The sequence below is a fragment of the Aestuariibaculum scopimerae genome (assembly GCF_059428085.1).
Window position 1 is genome coordinate 3,914,407 of the sequence record NZ_CM182089.1, and the last position, 13,582, is coordinate 3,927,988.

At 35.1% G+C, this 13,582-nt stretch carries 14 protein-coding genes and 1 other RNA gene; 5 read left to right on the plus strand and 10 right to left on the minus strand.

What is annotated here, in order from left to right:
• Entirely contained in the window at positions 1-1,323 is a 1,323-nt protein-coding gene (locus tag AC5SR4_RS16885; protein WP_495357445.1) for an MFS transporter, read from the minus strand.
• A 72-nt stretch (positions 1,324-1,395) separates the two neighbouring features.
• Positions 1,396-2,217 carry a M48 family metallopeptidase gene (locus AC5SR4_RS16890; protein ID WP_495357446.1) on the minus strand — a complete coding sequence of 274 codons (822 nt, stop codon included), beginning with the start codon at positions 2,215-2,217 and terminating at the stop codon, positions 1,396-1,398.
• A 147-nt stretch (positions 2,218-2,364) separates the two neighbouring features.
• On the opposite strand from AC5SR4_RS16890, the gene msrB reads away from it, so the two are divergent.
• Both msrB and AC5SR4_RS16900 read left to right on the plus strand, forming a co-directional pair.
• On the plus strand, positions 2,365-2,838 hold the full coding sequence (gene msrB / locus AC5SR4_RS16895) for a peptide-methionine (R)-S-oxide reductase MsrB (protein ID WP_495357447.1): 474 nt from the start codon (positions 2,365-2,367) through the stop codon (positions 2,836-2,838).
• Between the two features lie 12 nt (positions 2,839-2,850).
• Positions 2,851-3,402, plus strand: coding sequence for a DUF1572 family protein (locus tag AC5SR4_RS16900; protein WP_495357448.1), 552 nt, complete (start codon positions 2,851-2,853; stop codon positions 3,400-3,402).
• 6 nt (positions 3,403-3,408) lie between these two features.
• On the opposite strand, the gene AC5SR4_RS16905 is transcribed toward AC5SR4_RS16900, so the two are convergent.
• Entirely contained in the window at positions 3,409-4,692 is a 1,284-nt protein-coding gene (locus AC5SR4_RS16905) for an NAD(P)/FAD-dependent oxidoreductase (RefSeq protein WP_495357449.1), read from the minus strand.
• 162 nt (positions 4,693-4,854) lie between these two features.
• On the opposite strand from AC5SR4_RS16905, the gene lpdA reads away from it, so the two are divergent.
• Positions 4,855-6,231: a dihydrolipoyl dehydrogenase gene (gene lpdA, locus AC5SR4_RS16910; RefSeq protein WP_495357450.1), complete on the plus strand. Its 1,377-nt coding sequence runs from the start codon at positions 4,855-4,857 to the stop codon at positions 6,229-6,231.
• 201 nt (positions 6,232-6,432) lie between these two features.
• Here the strand turns inward: lpdA and aroQ are convergent, their stop codons facing one another.
• From aroQ to AC5SR4_RS16925, 3 genes are all read right to left on the minus strand, one after another.
• Positions 6,433-6,855: a type II 3-dehydroquinate dehydratase gene (gene aroQ, locus AC5SR4_RS16915; RefSeq protein ID WP_495357451.1), complete on the minus strand. Its 423-nt coding sequence runs from the start codon at positions 6,853-6,855 to the stop codon at positions 6,433-6,435.
• Between the two features lie 167 nt (positions 6,856-7,022).
• Positions 7,023-7,496, minus strand: coding sequence for a hypothetical protein (locus tag AC5SR4_RS16920; protein ID WP_495357453.1), 474 nt, complete (start codon positions 7,494-7,496; stop codon positions 7,023-7,025).
• Between the two features lie 155 nt (positions 7,497-7,651).
• Positions 7,652-8,194, minus strand: a complete 543-nt coding sequence (locus AC5SR4_RS16925; RefSeq protein ID WP_495357454.1) for a hypothetical protein — start codon at positions 8,192-8,194, stop codon at positions 7,652-7,654.
• 171 nt (positions 8,195-8,365) lie between these two features.
• Between AC5SR4_RS16925 and xerD the strand changes: the two genes are divergently transcribed.
• A complete protein-coding gene (gene xerD, locus AC5SR4_RS16930; protein WP_495357455.1) occupies positions 8,366-9,262 on the plus strand; it encodes a site-specific tyrosine recombinase XerD in 897 nt (298 codons plus the stop codon).
• A 32-nt stretch (positions 9,263-9,294) separates the two neighbouring features.
• Here xerD and rny read toward each other — a convergent pair whose 3' ends face one another.
• The 4 genes from rny to AC5SR4_RS16950 form a co-directional block, all read right to left on the minus strand.
• Positions 9,295-10,869 carry a ribonuclease Y gene (gene rny, locus AC5SR4_RS16935; protein ID WP_495357456.1) on the minus strand — a complete coding sequence of 525 codons (1,575 nt, stop codon included), beginning with the start codon at positions 10,867-10,869 and terminating at the stop codon, positions 9,295-9,297.
• 59 nt (positions 10,870-10,928) lie between these two features.
• Positions 10,929-11,036: non-coding RNA, 6S RNA (ssrS, locus tag AC5SR4_RS16940), on the minus strand.
• A gap of 63 nt (positions 11,037-11,099) precedes the next feature.
• The gene (locus AC5SR4_RS16945; protein ID WP_495357457.1) at positions 11,100-11,387 is read right to left on the minus strand and encodes a cell division protein ZapA; all 288 of its coding nucleotides are present in this window, start codon (positions 11,385-11,387) and stop codon (positions 11,100-11,102) included.
• 15 nt (positions 11,388-11,402) lie between these two features.
• A complete protein-coding gene (locus AC5SR4_RS16950) occupies positions 11,403-11,693 on the minus strand; it encodes a coiled-coil domain-containing protein (RefSeq protein WP_495357458.1) in 291 nt (96 codons plus the stop codon).
• A gap of 178 nt (positions 11,694-11,871) precedes the next feature.
• Here AC5SR4_RS16950 and AC5SR4_RS16955 point away from each other — a divergent pair, with 178 nt between their 5' ends.
• Positions 11,872-13,560 (plus strand): M23 family metallopeptidase, encoded by a 1,689-nt coding sequence (locus AC5SR4_RS16955; protein ID WP_495357459.1) that lies wholly within the window; start codon positions 11,872-11,874, stop codon positions 13,558-13,560.
• The last annotated feature ends 22 nt before the right edge of the window (positions 13,561-13,582 follow it).

Below are 13,582 nucleotides of genomic sequence, written 5' to 3' on the forward strand. Positions count from 1 at the left end.
CTAACTTTTTTGATGTTTTGGCACTCTAAACAAAAGAATAATACCGGCCAAAAAGAATATAAATAAAAACAACACGGCATTACGCATACTGCCTGTTATTTGAGCGACAAAACCATAAAGAAATGTTCCTATAACAATACCTATCTTCTCTGCTACATCATAAAAACTAAAAAAGGAAGCAGTATCAGTTGTCTCAGGCAAAAATTTTGAATAGGTAGATCTAGACAAAGCTTGTATACCCCCCATAACAATTCCTACCAAACCAGCGGCAACATAAAAGTCCGTGGGTGTTATCAAAAAATATGCATATACGCAAATAACCGCCCAAAGCATATTAATGACTATAAGGGTTTTTATATTACCAAAAATAGATGCAACTCTTGCAGTAAGCATAGCTCCAGCAATAGCAACAACTTGAATAACCAAGATACTTATTATAAGCCCCATCGTGCGTTCTGTATCAGACCCCCAAGCTATTTCTTCTTCACCAAAATATGTAGCAATCAACATAACGGTTTGTACCGCCATACTGTAAATAAAAAAAGCACCCAAATAACGTTTTAGCTTGGTATTTTTTCCTAATTGATACCAAACTAATTTTAACTCTTTAAAGCCATTCAATATAATGTTCTTTTTGGGGCTCTCTTTTTTGTTCCCCTTAGGTAAATAGAAAAAGGTATACTGACTAAAAACAATCCACCAAACACCAACTGATACAAAAGAATATTTCATGGCTTTTATTTCAGCTGCACCATCAGCATCTGAAACAATCCCAAAAAAGTCTGGTTTCATAACCATCCATAAGTTCAATAACAATAAAATAACACTCCCCACATACCCAAAAGAAAATCCTTTGGCACTAATTCTATCTTGTTGTTCAGGATAAGCTATGTCTGGTAGATAGGAATTATTGATGGCAAAACTTACCCAAAACCCTACCAAACCTAAAAAGTAACAGATTAGACTAAAATAAATATGTTCTAAAGAAAACCAATATAGTCCAATACATGAAATTCCCCCTAAGTAACAGAAAAACTTCATGAATACTTTTTTGTTTCCTAAATAATCTGCTACACCTGATATTAAGGGTGTTATTAAAGCTATAAATACAAATGCCAATGAGGTTGTATAGCTAATTAGCGGAGCTCTAGCAATATACCCTCCAAAAACTTCCACCTTATCAATTTCTGCAACTCTAAATAAAGCGCCATAAAAAATAGGAAATATGGCTGATGCTATCACCAAACTGTAAACGGAATTTGCCCAATCGTAAAATGCCCAAGCATTTAAAAGTTTTTTACTTCCTTTTTCTAATATAGCCATAATAAAAAAGCTGCCCTTTTATAAGCAGCTCCTAAAGTAAACAAATATTTTTATTTGAATAATAATTTAATGTTACCTGAATGAAGTCACTCCAAATTTAGCAGCTTCTTTTTTTGCCTCTGGAGCCAACGCAGTAAGGTTAGCAATACGTGACTCATTAGATGGGTGGGTACTTAAAATTTCCGGTGGTGCCTGTCCTCCACTTTGGGCACTCATACGTTTCCATAGTTCGGCAGCTTCCTCCGGGTTATAACCAGCAATAGCCATAAGATACAACCCTATTTTATCTGCTTCGGTTTCATGTGCTCTACTAAAAGGCAGCATAACACCAACTTGTGTCCCTACACCATAATATTGATTGAATGCATTTCTGGATTCCTCGTCCTTAATAGCAATATTTCCTGCCAAGGCAACCCCTTGCTGTACATAAGCCGCACTCATACGTTGTTGCCCGTGGTTGGCAAGTGCATGGGATACTTCATGCCCCATAATAGCTGCCAGTCCTGCTTCACCTTTAGCAATTGGCAAAATACCTGTGTAAACAACAATCTTTCCGCCAGGCATACACCAAGCATTAACAGTTTCATCATCAACTAAATTATATTCCCATCTATAATCATTTAAATAACCAACATTGCCATTGGCATTTAACCAACGTTCGGCAGCTACAGCTATTCTCTGCCCCACACGTTTTACCATTTCAGCGTCTGATGTCCCTTTAACCACCTTATTCTCTGATAAGAATTGATCATATTGAGCAAAAGCTGTTGGAAACAATTGCGAATTTGGAACCAAAGCCATGGTTTTCTTACCTGTAAAAGGATTTGTGGCACATGCAGATATAATGGCTATAGTTGCCAATATAATAAGGGACTTAGTGTTTATAAGCTTCATAATTATTTGTATTATTAAATATTCTATAAAAGTACAAAAACTGTTCCTTTTATTTATACAGCTAAAATTACTAAAGTATTAATAAAATTTATTTGTTAAGTATATTGGTTATATACGACCTATTTAGAGAAAAAAGATTATTCTACGATGAAAAAGTTAATTATTTTAAGCATTACACTGGTTTTATTTAACTGCAACGGTAATGCCCAAAAAGAAAAGCGAGAAACCTACAAAGTTAGCAAAACAGAGGCCGAATGGAAAGCACAACTAACCCCTACCGAATTTAATGTGCTACGGAGAGCAGGTACTGAACCCGCATTTTCAAGCCCTTTAAACAAGAACTACAAAACTGGCGTATATGTATGCAAAGGATGTGGTACACCGCTTTTTAAAAGCGAACATAAATTTGACTCTGGAAGTGGTTGGCCTAGTTTTGATAGGGAAATTGAAGGCAATGTAGCTTTTTCAATTGACTATGATCTTGGCTATAAAAGAACTGAAGAACACTGTGCTACATGCGGAGGTCATTTAGGTCATATGTTTAATGACGGCCCAAGAAACACTACTGGTGAGCGCCATTGCATAAATGGTGTAGCCCTTAGGTTTATTCAAAAAAAATAGTACTTTTAATGAATGGAAAGTTATTTATCAAGTGCCATTAAGCAGTTTAAATATTATAAAAGCCTAGGTGATAAAACTTTTAATGCATTAACATTTAAAGAACTGCGAAAAGAGTTTGCTATAGACTCCAATTCCATTGCAATTATAGTAAAACACATGGTTGGGAATATGTTAAGCAGGTGGACCAATTTTTTATCTGAAGATGGAGAAAAAGCATGGCGAGAACGTGATACAGAATTTGTAGATACCTACATATCCAAGGAAGAGTTGATAGCCGACTGGGAAAAAGGGTGGGCATGTCTATTTAATGCATTGAATTCTGTAAACGACAATCAGTTAGAACACATTATTTATATAAGAAATCAAGGACATACCGTTACAGAAGCTATCAATAGACAAATAGCACATTATGCCTATCACACAGGGCAAATCGTTTTCTTAGGAAAACTTATTAAGGGCAAATATTGGAAATCCCTATCCATACCCAAAGGAAATTCATCCCTGTACAACGATGAAAAATTCAGTAAAGAAAAAAGTAGACGTCATTTTACGGATGACCTATAAAAAATACTAAGGCTTAATTTTATTCTTATAAGGCCTAATAATCAATCGAGCTTCCCTGTCAAACCGTACATAATTATAAACCCAATTGATAAAAACTACCATTCTATTTCTAAAACCAATTAGAAAAAATAAGTGCACAAACATCCAAACATACCAAGCAAAAACACCTTGAAACTTAAACTTGGGTAAATCTACAACTGCTTTATTTCTTCCTATAGTGGCCATGGCCCCTTTATCGTTATATATAAAAGGCTTCATGGGCTTTTTATGGATCAAATTCAATAAGTTATCCCCTAACTTTTCTCCTTGTTGGATGGCTGGTTGCGCCATCATGGGTAATCCTATTGGGTAAGCTTCATTAATCATACAAGCAATGTCTCCAATAGCAAAAATATGGGCATAACCCTTTACTTGATTATATTGATTTACCAGCAGCCTATTACCACGCGTTACAAAGTCATCAGCATCCAAGCCTTTAATTGTAGCCCCTTTTACGCCAGCCGCCCAAACCAATGTAGCAGTTTCAAAAGTTAAATCGGTGTCCGTTGTAACAGTTTTACCATCATAATCTATAACCCGTACATTTTTCCAAATGTTAACCCCAAGTTTTTCCAAGAAGTCCTCGGCTTTTTCCGATGCTTTATCACTCATTCCTTTTAAAATACAATCTCCAGATTGTACAATATGAATTTGGGCTAAGCGTGTATCTAAATCGGGGTAATCTTTAGGCAAAATACCTTTCTTAATTTCTGCCAATGCTCCAGCCAATTCAACGCCCGTTGGCCCGCCTCCTACTATTACAAAATTCATGAGCGCATTACGCTCGTTTAAATCGGATGTTAAAAGTGCTTCTTCAAAATTCTCCAGTATAAGACTTCTTAGGTTTAGTGATTGCGGTATGGTTTTCATAGCCATGCTATATTTTTCAATAGCTGCATTTCCAAAATAATTCGTTTGTGAGCCAGAAGCCACTACCAAATAATCAAACTTCAACTCACCTATATTGGTCTTTACTTTGTTGTTAACCACATCAATTTCGTTAACATTTGCCAATCTAAAATGAAAATTGGGAAAATCCTTAAGTATCTTCCTTATAGGGTAAGCAATAGAATCGGGCTCTAGGCCGCCAGTTGAAACTTGATATAATAAAGGCTGGAATGTATGGTAATTATTTCTATCAAGTAGAACCACTTGCATCTCTTGTTTTGATAATTTTTTTGCCAGCGATATCCCTGCAAAACCCCCACCTATTATTACTACTCTAGGAAAACTTGTTCTTGGTATATTCATAAACTTGTTCTTATAACAAAGGTAGGTAATTTTGGAGTTTCAAAGTGGCAAAGTTTGAAAGAGACAATGATTTGTCCCGTAAAAAATTTATAGGATTCTAAATTCTTTATTCGAATAAGGTTTCGTAAATTCGTAGCTTGAAATAACGATTAAAAAATTCTCATGAGTAAATACGATATTATTGTTCTTGGAAGTGGGCCTGGCGGTTATGTTACTGCCATTAGAGCATCTCAATTAGGTTTTAAAACTGCTATTATTGAAAAAGAAAGTTTGGGTGGTGTATGTTTAAATTGGGGTTGTATACCTACTAAAGCATTGTTAAAGTCTGCTCAAGTATTTGAATATCTTAAACATGCGGAAGATTACGGCTTAAAAGTTAAGGATGCCGAACATGATTTTGATGCTGTTGTAAAACGTAGTAGAGGTGTTGCAGAAGGTATGAGCAAGGGCGTTCAGTTCTTGATGAAGAAAAACAAAATTGATGTTATTGAAGGCTATGGTAAACTAAAAGCCGGTAAAAAAATTGATGTAGATGGTAAAGAGTATAGTGCCGACCATATTATTATTGCTACTGGTGCACGTTCTCGCGAATTACCAAGTTTACCACAAGACGGTAAAAAAGTTATTGGTTATAGAGAAGCCATGACCTTGCCAAATCAGCCCAAAAAAATGATTGTTGTAGGGTCTGGAGCCATTGGGGTCGAGTTTGCTTATTTTTACAAATCTATGGGCACAGAAGTTACCATAGTAGAGTACTTACCAAACATTGTTCCTGTAGAAGACGAAGAGGTATCGAAGCAATTAGAGCGTTCATTTAAAAAGAGTGGCATGAATATCATGACCTCTGCCGAAGTAACCAAAGTAGATACATCAGGAAAAGGCGTAAAAGCAACCGTAAAAACCAGTAAAGGTGAAGAGGTTTTAGAAGCTGATATTATTTTAAGTGCCGTTGGTATTAAAACGAATATTGAAAATATTGGTTTAGAAGATGTTGGTATTGTAGTAGATAGAGATAAAATATTAGTCAATAATTTTTATCAAACCAATATACCTGGATATTATGCCATTGGCGATGTAACACCCGGACAAGCATTGGCACATGTTGCCTCTGCAGAGGGCATTTTATGTGTTGAAAAAATTGCTGGGCAACACGTTGAAGCATTAGATTATGGAAACATACCGGGCTGTACCTATTGTTCCCCAGAAATAGCCAGTGTTGGTTTAACCGAAAAACAAGCCAAAGAAAAAGGTTTTGATGTTAAAATTGGAAAATTTCCATTTTCAGCTTCTGGTAAAGCCAGTGCCGGAGGTAATAAAGATGGCTTTGTTAAAGTTATTTTTGATGCCAAATACGGGGAATGGTTAGGTTGCCATATGATAGGCGCAGGCGTTACAGATATGATTGCTGAAGCTGTTTTAGGCCGTAAATTGGAAACTACCGGACATGAAGTATTGAAGGCCGTGCATCCGCATCCCACCATGAGCGAAGCCGTAATGGAGGCCGTTGCTGACGCATATGATGAAGTTATTCATCTTTAAACACACTATAATAAAACATTACTTGATAATTTTGCCGCATTTCACTTTAGTTATGCGGCATTTCTTTTTAGAAATAATCCATTACCTTTAAGAAACGTTCTATTTCTTTTTAGAAATACGTTATTTCGTTTTGGGAATACATTATTACTCTTTAGAAATACACCATTTCATAAAGGAAGTATTCCTTGCTTTTAAAGAAAATTAGGAATTCAAAAAGCTTTGAATGGCCAATTCATAACTTTGAAGGCCAAACCCAAGAATAACGCCTTTAGCTTTGGGTGATATATAAGATTGATGCCGGAATTCTTCTCTACCAAAAGTGTTAGAGATATGTACTTCTACAACAGGGGTTTCAATAGCCTTCACCGCATCGCCTATACCAACCGAAGTATGTGTATAAGCAGCTGCATTTAGAATAATACCATCATAAGTAAACCCTACCTCATGCAGCTTATCTATAATTTCGCCTTCTATGTTAGATTGGAAATAATCTAACGTAGCATTGGAATACGCTGCTTTTACTTTGTCCAAAAACTCAGTAAAAGACAAGCTACCATAAATAGCGGGTTCGCGTTTACCCAATAAATTAAGATTGGGACCGTTTATAATGATTAGTTTTTTCATCTGTTAATACTTATTATTGCTTTAGAGGTCAGATGGAACACCTTTCATAACCATTCTAGTGTATTGAGATTTTTCTCATTGGTGTTTCATGTGGTAAATGTATAAAAAAATTGCATAAAAAAAGGGAAGCTTATAAGCTTCCCTTTTTAAATTATTAGCTATAATTACTATAAATTTCTTCTATATCCTAGCATAATGGCATCAATAGAACCACCATCACCAGAAATTGAACGGTAAGACAAACTAATATCACTAGCTTCATCCAGTGCATAAGCTGCTCCTAATTTCCAATAGAAATCACCGCCGCCGCCGGATTCAAGCGAAACAGCATAACCAAGACCCGCTTCAGCAGACACATCTTCTGAAAAAGCATATTTTCCAACTCCAGTAATAGGTAAAAAACTAAAGTCTTCAAAAATGTCCTTGCCAAAAAAACGGGTATAACCTGTTTCTATACCAGCATCAAAACTGTCTGATACATCAAACAAATACCCCAAATCTACAGCAAGTGCAAATGATGAAAAATCATCTACATCTCCTACAGGAAGCCCTGCGTTAGCGCCAACTCTAAAGTTGCCTTGAGCGTTAAACTGGTTAATCGAGCATACTGCGAAAACCAATAATAGTAATAGTTTTTTCATAATTTTTAATAATTATATTGATTAATTAGCAATAAATTACCTTATTTTTTTTGACATTCGCAAATTTATTTTATTTCAACTCAATATAAATACAAATTCTGTAACACAAAAAAGGAGGCATTATGCCTCCTTTTATAATGTTCATGTGGGTTTATTTAAAAGTGTAATGCGAAACCAACACGAAATTCAAAGATACCTTCGTCGGTAACATCTTCATTTAAAGAGATATTATATCTTATACCTGGCTCAATACTTACGTTTTGTCCAATAAAGATTGCATACCCGCCTTGTAACCCTAACCATAGTGGGTCTTCAATTGCGTCTTCAATGCTAGCACCGGTTAAATCAAGTTGTACTGGAATCATACTAGAAATATAATATTTAGCACCTAGCTTATATGAAAACATTGAAAAGCCATCATAATCTGTATAACCAAGACCTGCTTTAATAGCCAAATCGTCCATTACAAAATAACCGCCTTCTGCTCCAATAGACCAAATAGTTTCGCCATCAACAGATGTTAAGCCAAAGCTTGTGTTTGCCGAATGTCCTAATAGTCCACCACCAGCTCCAAAACCTGTATTTGCTTCTATTAACCATTTTCCCTTAGATGTTTGACCACCATTTGTTGTTTCTTGAGCATTTACATTTGATAATCCAAATACTGCAAAAGCAGCCATAACTAATAGTTTTTTCATAAATTTAAAATTTAAGGTTTTATTAAATTATTTTAAAAATAAGGCGCAAACATAGCTTTAAATTATGGATTAATCAAAATAAAGTTATTAATTTTGTGATATTCATAAATTAAATAAAATCTTTCCAAGCATAATTACATCATAATTAAGGATTTAACTATTTTTACAATCATGAAATGGGAACACGCTCTAAAGGATTATCAACTCTATTTAAAGATAGAACGTGGACTATCCCAAAACTCCATTGATAATTATACCCTGGATGTAAAAAAACTTATAAAATATCTAGAAGCCCACAACTTAACCATATCCCCTATTTCCATTACTACCGAAACTATACAGCAGTTTATTTATGATATGGCTAAAACTGTTAATACCCGCTCGCAGTCTCGATTAATCTCTGGACTACGTAGCTTTTTCAGTTATTTGGTTTTTGAGGATTATAGGCAATCAAACCCCTTAGAACTTATTGAGTCGCCAAAAATTGGTAGGAAGTTGCCCGATACCCTATCTGAGAAAGAGATTGACAAATTAATCCATGCTATCGATTTGAGCAAACCACAAGGCGAACGTAATAGGGCCATGTTGGAAACTTTATATGGGTGCGGATTACGTGTTAGTGAACTTATTAACTTAAAGCTATCGGATTTATTTTTTGATGAAGGTTTTATAAAGGTAACTGGCAAAGGCGATAAGCAGCGCTTTGTCCCTATAGTAAGTGTTACCCAAAAATATATCGATATTTACAAAGATGAGGTTAGAAACCACATTCCCATACAGGCCGGGTACGAAGATACTTTATTTTTAAATAGGCGCGGAAAACAGCTAACAAGGGCCATGGTATTCACTATTATTAAACAACTGGCCAAAAAAATAGGACTTAAAAAAAGTATTTCTCCTCACACATTTAGACATTCTTTTGCAACGCACTTGTTGCAAAATAATGCCGATTTAAGGTCTATACAGCTCATGTTAGGTCATGAAAGCATTACAACTACCGAAATATATGTACATTTAGATAAAAGCCATCTAACAAAAGTTATTGAGGAATTTCACCCTAGAAAATAGCTGTTGACTGTAGGTAGTAAATAATAAATCTATTATTTCGCAATATTCACAGCCCGTGTTTCTCTAATTACAGTTACTTTAACCTGGCCTGGATATGTCATATCGGTCTGTACTTTTTGTGATATGCTAAACGACAAATCTGCCGCCTTTTGGTCGTCAACCTTTTCGCTTTCAACAATAACTCTTAGCTCTCTACCTGCTTGAATGGCATAGGCCTTTTTTACGCCTTGAAAACCAAAAGCAATATCCTCTAAATCTTTTAGACGTTGTATGTAACTGTCCAAAACTTGACGTCGTGCACCTGGTCGTGCTCCAGAAATGGCATCACACACTTGTATTATAGGAGCTAACAATGACTTCATTTCCACTTCATCATGGTGGGCTCCAATGGCGTTACACACATCTTCTTTTTCTCCAAACTTTTCAGCCCATTGCATTCCCAATATAGCATGTGGCGTTTCCATATCTGCTTCAGCATCTGGCACCTTACCAATATCGTGCAATAAGCCCGCACGTTTGGCCAGTTTTGGGTTTAACCCTAGCTCGGCTGCCATAACGCCACATAGCTTAGCAACTTCACGCGAATGTTGTAATAAGTTTTGTCCATAAGACGACCTGTATTTCATTCTACCAACCATCTTAATCAATTCAGGGTGTAAATTATGGATCCCTAAATCTATAACGGTGCGTTTACCAACCTCAATAATCTCCTGTTCAATATGTTTTTTTGTTTTCTTAACAACTTCTTCAATACGTGCTGGATGGATTCTACCATCGGTTACCAGTTTGTGTAAGGACAGTCGGGCTATTTCACGTCTTACAGAATCAAAACAAGACAATATGATGGCTTCTGGTGTATCATCAACAATAATCTCGACACCTGTAGCAGCTTCTATGGCACGAATGTTTCGTCCTTCACGACCAATAATACGTCCTTTAACATCATCAGATTCTATATTGAAAACAGACACACAATTGTCTACTGCTTCTTCGGTTCCTATACGTTGAATGGTGTTAATAATGATTTTTTTAGCTTCTTGCTCGGCTGTTAATTTAGCCTCTTCTAAAGAATTTTGTACAAATGACATGACATCGTTTCTAGCCTCTCCTTTTAAAGATTCTACAAGTTGCTCTTTGGCCTCTTCTGCTGAAAGGCTGGAAATTATCTCCAATTGCTGAACTTGGTTTTTATGTAATTTGTCTATCTCTTCTTGTTTCTTTTCCAGTACATCCAACCTGTGGTTATAATCTTTTATCTTACCCTCTAGGTTATCATTTAGTTTTTTGTTTCTAGACAATTCACTGGATACTTGCGATTCTTTATCACGCGTACGCTTTTCGGCCTCAGCCATTTTTTTATCACGTGATAAAATGACCTTTTCGTGCTCTGATTTAAGTTCAATAAATTTTTCTTTTGCTTGAAGAATTTTGTCCTTCTTTATAGATTCACCTTCACTGTTAGCTTCTTTTAATATTAAAGCTGCATTTTTCTTTGCCTCCTTTACAAGCTTTGAAGCATTGTTCTTTTCCAGGGTTTTTGCTATAATAAAACCTATTACCAGTCCCAAAATCACCCCGCCTGCAATCAATATAATTGAGTTATCCATTATTATGTTTAGTTGTTATATGTATATAAAAAAGCCTGTACCAGTTTAAAGTTTTGTATAAACTCCTTAAAAACAAGTTTAGGGCTAACAAGCTGATCAAGGATCTGCTCTAAGGCAGCTTGCTTTTACAACTTAAACTCACCCTTTTTAAAGAATTAACGTTGAGTTTATCAAAAAAAATAACTAATACAGGCAGTAACTTTTTGTCTATTTTAAAGAACGTAAAGCATTTATAAATGGGATTGTAGCAATTCGTTTAAAGCGTTTAGCTTTTCTTCTACATGTTCATTTACATGCTCTTTATCTATTGTTTTCTGTTCTACTTGTGATGCAAATTGTAAAGCACACATGGCCAATACATCTTGCTTATCTCTAACAGAATAACTTCGCTCAAATTGTTTTATCATAGCTTCAATGTTTTTAGCTGCTTTGCGCAACCCTTCTTCTTGACTTGGGTCAATCGTTAAAGGGTACACCCTATTAGCTATGGATAGCTTTATTTTAAGCTTTTCTGACATTGATTTTATCTAGCATTAATCGGATAATTGCGCTATGCAATGGTCTATGTCTCTAATTAACGCGTTTATTTTAAGCTTAGTTTCTCTTTTGTTATCGTCACTGCCAAGTATTGTATTTGCCATTTTTAAAGCCTCATACTTTTCTTCCCAACTTTCAATATGCTTTTTTTGATTTAAAACTTCTTGCTTCGAAACTTCTAATTCTTCATTTAATTTCAAGTTAGCAAGCTTTAAAAGCTCTAATTTATGTAATACTTTGCTAATTTTGTTTTCTAAAGAACCTACAATATCTTCAATATTACTCATTTGCAAATTTCAATACTTACCTCACAAAGTTAACACACCTTAGTATAAATAACAATTGTTTTTTCATAAAATTTTAATTTTACCGTTATGTAACAACATAATAGGCATGGCTTGATTTTTGTTTTAATGTTTGCAATTTCATTACTAATTAATAATTTAGCACCAACTCTACTTTTTTATGCGATTAATCCTATTTACCTTATTAACATCTGCTATAACAATCATTAACGCCCAAAATAATTACCCACAAGATTATTTTAGCAGTCCCTTGGAAATTCCACTCATTCTGTCTGGCACATTTGCCGAGTTACGCTCCAATCACTTTCATTCAGGTCTCGATATTAAAACCCAACAGCGCCAGGGGCTTCGGGTTAATGCTGTAGCAGATGGGTTTGTAAGCAGAATAAAAGTTTCGCATTATGGTTATGGCAAGGCTTTGTACATAACACATCCCAATGGCTATACATCAGTTTATGGGCATTTACAGAAATTTTCTCCTGAAATTGAAGCTTATGTTAAAAAACATCAGTACCAAGACGAAACCTATGAAATTGAATTATTTCCCAGTGCAGAAACCCTGCCTGTACAAAAAGGGCACTTAGTTGCCTATAGCGGTAACAGTGGTGGTTCAGGAGGTCCGCATTTACATTTTGAAATCCGTGATAAAGAAGAACGCCCAATGAATCCCATGCTTTTTGGCATAGACATTAAGGACACCAGTAAGCCCTTTGTAAAATCCATTTATGCCTATCCTTTGGACGAAAACGCCTTTATAAACAATTCTAACACCAAACAGGCCATTCGTTTAATTCCTTTAGAAAGCGGCGATTATGTTACTGAAAATATTGAAGCTATAGGGACTATAGGGTTTGGTATTGAAACTAACGACCGGCAGGACTATGCGGCAAATTCTAATGGTGTTTATGGCATCCAAACGTTTTTAAATGGTACTCAAAATTTTGAACTCGATTTTAAGATATTTTCCTTTAATGAGACTTCGCATCTCAATCAACTTATTGATTATGAACATTACACCAAAACAAAAAAACGCATCCAAAAATTATTTAGAATAAACAATCCCTTAAGCTTATACAAATCGACCATAAATGATGGTTTTTTAGCTATTGAAGATAGCACTTACTCTGTTTATAAAATTAGAGTTTGGGATTATAAAAACAACGATACTTGGGTAACTATTAATATAAAAGGTAGTAAAGACAACCGACACATTCCAGAAAAGCAAAAAACAACCCCTTATTATGTTGTTGCCAACCAGACCACAAATTTAAAGTCTGGAAATGTTTCGGTAGATTTTTATAAAGACACCTTTTACGAAGATTTCTATATTGATTTTGAAGTAAATAATGACACCCTTGTATTACATGAAAATATTATTCCAGCTAAAAAGAATTTTACAATAAGCTATGATATTAGTAATTATAAGGATGCTGATAAGGATAAACTGTTTATAGCCAGACTGGTTGGATACAATAACTATCCTATATATTCATACACTAGAAAGAATGGCAATACCTTAAGTACTAGTACCAAAATTTTGGGAACGTATGCCCTAACAACCGACACCGTAAAACCAACCATTTATGGTTCTAATTTTAAAAACGGACAGTGGATAAGTAATTACCGTTATTTAAGTGTTAAAATAGATGATGCTCTATCTGGTATTTCAAATTACAGGGCTACGGTAAACGACAAATGGATCTTAATGGAATATGATTACAAGACCAATACCTTAAAATACGATTTTAATGATGGCATCGTTACCGATACTAAAAACAATTTAAAAGTAATTGTAACGGATAATGTTGGAAATAGTTCTACATTTGAGTCAGTTTTTTACCGGAAATAAATTAATAGCCTTTTGAAAACAA